Here is a 4,975-nt window from a genome sequence, read left to right as displayed (position 1 = left end):
GTCGCGTCCGTCCGCCTGATGCATCCGCGCTGGCCGCTCTATGTCATCCCGCGCGAGAACAATCACTTCATGCTGGGCGCCACCACCGTCGAGAGCGAAGACGAATTGGTGATGGTTCGCTCGGCGCTCGAACTGCTCAGCGCCGCTTACGCGGTGCATCCGGCGTTCGGCGAGGCGCATATCGTCGAGATCGGCGCCGGCCTGCGCCCCGCCTTCCCCGACAATCTGCCGCGCATCGCCATCGGCAACCGCCGCGTCGCCACCAACGGCCTGTATCGCCACGGCTTCCTGATGGCGCCGTCGCTCGCCGAGAAGGTGGTGGCCTATGTCGAGCGCGGCGAGATCGACAATCAGGTGATGCGATGCTTGTGACGGTGAACGGCGAACAGCGCGAGATCAGCGCCACCAGCGTCTCGGCGCTGATGCAGGAACTCGACTGCACCGCCGGCCACTACGCGGTCGCCATCAACTACGACGTCGTGCCGCGCGGCAAATGGGACGAGACGGCATTGAGCGCCGGCGACGAAATCGAAATCCTGACGCCGCGGCAGGGGGGATGATGAATCGCAACGCGCCTCATCGTCATCCTGAGGTGCGCGCCATCGGCGCGCCTCGAAGGATGGCCGCAGGCACCTCGCGCTGTCATCCTTCGAGGCGCACGCTGTCGCGTGCGCACCTCAGGATGACGGGCACTGCAGCCCTCCACACCCTCCCGTCATCGCCCGGCTCGACCGGGCGACCCAGTATCCCAGAGAGCCGGCGTTTAGTCGCGAACGCTCTGGAATACTGGATCCCCGCTTTCGCGGGGATGACGATTGTAGTTGGAGTGGGCGCCCCTTCTCCCCTCCCCCTTGCGGGGAGGGGTCGGGGGTGGGGGGCCACGAGCACTGCGCTTGCGTCGCCCTCACCCCAGCCCTCTCCCGCAGGCGGGAGAGGGAGCGCGCAGTGCTCGGAGCAAAGCTCATGGTGAAATTCTACGATCGCGAATTCGCCTCGCGGCTGCTGATCGGCAGCGCGCTGTATCCCTCGCCCGCCATCATGCAGGACTCCATTCGCGAGAGCGGCGCGCAGATCGTCACCGTGTCGCTGCGGCGCGAGACCGCGGGCGGCAAGACCGGCGATCAGTTCTGGTCGCTGATCCGCGAGCTTGGTGTCACCGTGCTGCCCAACACCGCCGGTTGCCGCAGCGTGCGCGAGGCGGTGACGACCGCCAAGCTCGCGCGCGAGCTGTTCGCCACGCCGTGGATCAAGCTCGAGGTCATCGCCGAACACGACACGCTGCAGCTCGACGTCATCGGCCTGGTCGAAACCGCCACCATCCTGATCAAGGACGGCTTCGAGGTGTTTCCCTATTGCACCGAGGATCTGTCGGTCGCCAATCGCCTGGTCGATGCCGGCTGCCGCGTCATCATGCCGTGGGCCGCGCCGATTGGCAGCGCGCGCGGCATTACGAATCGCGACGCCCTGAAGCTGCTGCGCGACCGCCTGCCCGATATCACCCTCGTCGTCGACGCCGGACTCGGCGCGCCGAGCCACGCGGCGGAAGCGATGGAGCTCGGCTTCGACGCCGTGCTGCTCAACACCGCGATCGCCAAGGCCGAAGACCCGGCGGCGATGGCCCGGGCGTTCCGGCTGGCGATCGAGGCCGGCCGCACCGGATACGAAGCGGGGCTGATGGGCGCCCGCGATTTCGCTTCTCCCTCCACCCCTGTGATCGGGACACCGTTCTGGCATGCCGTATCCTGACCGCTTCTATCCCGTCGTCGACAGCATCGCCTGGGTCAAGCGCCTGGCCTCTCTCGGGGTCGGCACCGTGCAGCTGCGCGCCAAGGAGCTGAACGATGCCGAGGCGCTGCAGCTCGTCACCGACGCGCTCGAGGCGGTGAAGGGCACGCCGACCAGGCTGATCATCAACGATTACTGGCGCGCCGCGATCGTCGCGGGCGCCCAGCATCTGCATCTCGGCCAGGAAGACCTCGCCGAAGCCGACCTGCACGAGATCCGCAGCGCCGGCCTGACGCTCGGCCTCTCCACCCACGACGACGCCGAACTCGAAACCGCGCTCGCCGCCGAGCCGACCTACATCGCGCTCGGCCCGATCTTCCCGACCACTCTGAAATCGATGCGCTTCGCGCCGCAGGGCATCCCGAAGATCACCGAATGGAAGAAGCGCGTCGGCAACATCCCGCTGGTCGCGATCGGCGGCATCAAGCTGGAGCAGGCCGACGAGATCTTCAAAGCCGGCGCAGACTCGATCGCGGTGGTCAGCGACGTCACCCAAAACCCCGACCCCGACGCGCGCGTGCGCGCCTGGCTCGACTTCACCGCGGAGAAGGTGTGATCCGCGGCACAAAGGATGTCGCCGTCACCCTGAGGTGCGAGCCGTCTTCGGCTCGCCTCGAAGGGCGACGGTGGAGGCACTGAGTTCGTTGCAGTCATCCTTCGAGGCGCGCAAGTGCGCGCACCTCAGGATGACGGCGCCCCGATAAGCAGAACGAAACAACAAGGAGGATGGCATGAATATCCGCTCCAATCCCGAGACCACCCGCGCCGCCGTGACCACGGGCGCCCTGCCCTCCTCGCGCAAGATCCATGCGATCCCCGCTAGCGCGCCCGATCTGCGCGTGCCGCTGCGCGAGATCATGCTGAGCGAAGGCGCCGGCGAACCGAACCTGCCGGTGTACGACACGAGCGGCCCTTACACCGATCCGAACGTCATCATCGACGTCAACAAGGGCCTGCCGCGCGCCCGCACCGAGTGGGTCAAGGAGCGCGGCGGCGTCGAGCAATATGAAGGCCGCGACGTCAAGCCGGAAGACAACGGCAATGTCGGCGCCGCCCATGCGGCGAAGGCGTTCACCGGCTATCACCAGCCGCTGCGCGGCGTCGGCGACGCGCCGATCACCCAGCTCGAATTCGCCCGCCGCGGCATCATCACCAAGGAGATGATCTACGTCGCCGAGCGCGAGAATCTCGGCCGCAAACAGCAGCTCGAGCGCGCCGAGGCCGCGCTCGCCGACGGCGAAAGCTTCGGCGCCAGCGTGCCGGCGTTCATCACGCCGGAATTCGTCCGCGACGAGATCGCCCGCGGCCGCGCCATCATCCCGTCGAACATCAACCACGGCGAACTCGAGCCGATGATCATCGGCCGCAACTTCCTCACCAAGATCAACGCCAATATCGGCAACAGCGCCGTGACGTCGTCGGTCGAGGAGGAAGTCGACAAGATGGTGTGGGCGATCCGTTGGGGCGCCGACACCGTGATGGACCTCTCCACCGGCCGCAACATCCACACCACCCGCGAATGGATCCTGCGCAATTCGCCGGTGCCGATCGGCACCGTGCCGATCTATCAGGCGCTGGAGAAGTGCGACGGCGATCCGGTCAAGCTGACCTGGGAGCTCTACAAGGACACGCTGATCGAGCAGTGCGAACAGGGCGTCGATTACTTCACCATTCACGCCGGCGTGCGGCTGCAATACATCCACCTCACCGCCAGCCGCGTCACCGGCATCGTCTCGCGCGGCGGCTCGATCATGGCGAAGTGGTGCCTCGCGCATCACCAGGAGAGCTTTCTCTACACGCATTTCGACGAGATCTGCGACCTGATGCGCAAATACGACGTGTCGTTCTCGCTCGGCGACGGCCTGCGGCCGGGCTCGATCGCCGACGCCAACGACCGCGCCCAGTTCGCCGAACTGGAGACCCTCGGCGAACTCACCAAAATCGCCTGGGCCAAGGGCTGCCAGGTGATGATCGAAGGCCCCGGCCACGTGCCGATGCACAAGATCAAGATCAACATGGACAAGCAGCTCAAGGAGTGCGGCGAAGCGCCGTTCTACACCTTGGGCCCGCTGACCACCGACATCGCGCCGGGCTATGATCACATCACCTCCGGCATCGGCGCCGCGATGATCGGCTGGTTCGGCTGCGCGATGCTGTGCTACGTCACGCCGAAGGAGCATCTCGGCCTGCCCGACCGCAACGACGTCAAGACCGGCGTGATCACCTACAAGATCGCCGCCCACGCCGCCGACCTCGCCAAGGGCCACCCCGCCGCGCAGCTCCGCGACGACGCGCTCTCTCGCGCCCGGTTCGAATTCCGCTGGCAGGACCAGTTCAACCTCGGCCTCGACCCGGACACGGCGCAAGCCTTTCACGACGAGACCCTGCCGAAGGAAGCCCACAAGGTCGCGCACTTCTGCTCGATGTGCGGACCGAAATTCTGCTCGATGAAGATCACGCAAGACGTGCGCGACTACGCGGCGGGGCTGGGTGACAACGAGAAAGCCGCCCTCAACCTCGCCGGCGCCGGCTCCCTCGGCAACGTCGGCATGACGATGTCCGGCGTCATCGAAGACGGCATGTCGCAGATGAGCGAAAAGTTCAAATCGATGGGTGAGAAGCTGTATCTCGACGCGGAGAAGGTGAAGGAGAGTAATAAGGCGCTATCGTAAGGGCGGCGCGGCTCTCAGCACACGTACAACGTCATGCCCGGGCTTGACCCGGGCATCTCTTTGCAAAGTTTGGCTGACCCGAATCACATGTCATTGCGGTGGTGCGCTCGCAAATGCGCGCAGATCAGGCGAATCCGCCAACTTTTTGAACGACCAGCGTTACAGCAAATACGAAAATACTTGCCATAATTCCGATCGACTCGAGGGGAGCATCGTCGCCTTTTGCGATAAACCATTGCGCCACGCCCACAGCACGAAAAAACTGTCGCATCAGATAGTTTATCGAGACGCCGACAAGAAAAAGAGGCAGCCACAAATGCACCAAAAATGCGGGCGCTGAATTCTTGAGGGCCATCATCAGCCGTGCGCTCTTCGATCCCATCGGACCGCCAAACATCGCCAGGAAGCCGAATATATGGTCGGTGATCGCTTCGATTATTAAGACAACAGATGACACCGCAAGCGCGCCGACCAACATCGCCAGCCCAATCGCAAGCAGCAGGTCGCCTGCCCAATGT

6 protein-coding genes are annotated in these 4,975 nt (G+C 65.0%); 5 read left to right on the top strand and 1 reads right to left on the bottom strand.

Annotated features, from left to right (window positions below; genetic code table 11):
* From I5M_RS04160 to thiC, 5 genes are all read left to right on the top strand, one after another.
* The coding region (locus tag I5M_RS04160) for an FAD-dependent oxidoreductase (protein ID WP_022720251.1) at positions 1-372 on the top strand (372 nt) is incomplete at its 5' end.
* Positions 363-560: a sulfur carrier protein ThiS gene (thiS, locus tag I5M_RS04155; RefSeq protein ID WP_022720250.1), complete on the top strand. Its 198-nt coding sequence runs from the start codon at positions 363-365 to the stop codon at positions 558-560. The genes I5M_RS04160 and thiS, both read left to right, overlap by 10 nt.
* Before the next feature lie 403 nt (positions 561-963).
* The gene (locus I5M_RS04150) at positions 964-1,746 is read left to right on the top strand and encodes a thiazole synthase (protein ID WP_022720249.1); all 783 of its coding nucleotides are present in this window, start codon (positions 964-966) and stop codon (positions 1,744-1,746) included.
* Positions 1,733-2,341, top strand: a complete 609-nt coding sequence (locus I5M_RS04145) for a thiamine phosphate synthase (RefSeq protein ID WP_022720248.1) — start codon at positions 1,733-1,735, stop codon at positions 2,339-2,341. Before I5M_RS04150 ends, I5M_RS04145 begins: the two co-directional genes overlap by 14 nt.
* A 175-nt stretch (positions 2,342-2,516) precedes the next feature.
* Positions 2,517-4,457 (top strand): phosphomethylpyrimidine synthase ThiC, encoded by a 1,941-nt coding sequence (gene thiC / locus I5M_RS04140; protein WP_022720247.1) that lies wholly within the window; start codon positions 2,517-2,519, stop codon positions 4,455-4,457.
* 124 nt (positions 4,458-4,581) lie between these two features.
* Here the strand turns inward: thiC and I5M_RS32625 are convergent.
* Positions 4,582-4,975, bottom strand: a 394-nt coding sequence (locus I5M_RS32625; protein WP_040771551.1) for a hypothetical protein, incomplete at its 5' end; no start/stop codon positions are given.

The sequence above is a fragment of the Rhodopseudomonas sp. B29 genome (genome assembly GCF_000333455.1).
In the GTDB taxonomy this organism is placed as follows: Bacteria; Pseudomonadota; Alphaproteobacteria; order Rhizobiales; family Xanthobacteraceae; genus Rhodopseudomonas.
This window is presented reverse-complemented; position numbering and strand designations above follow the sequence as displayed.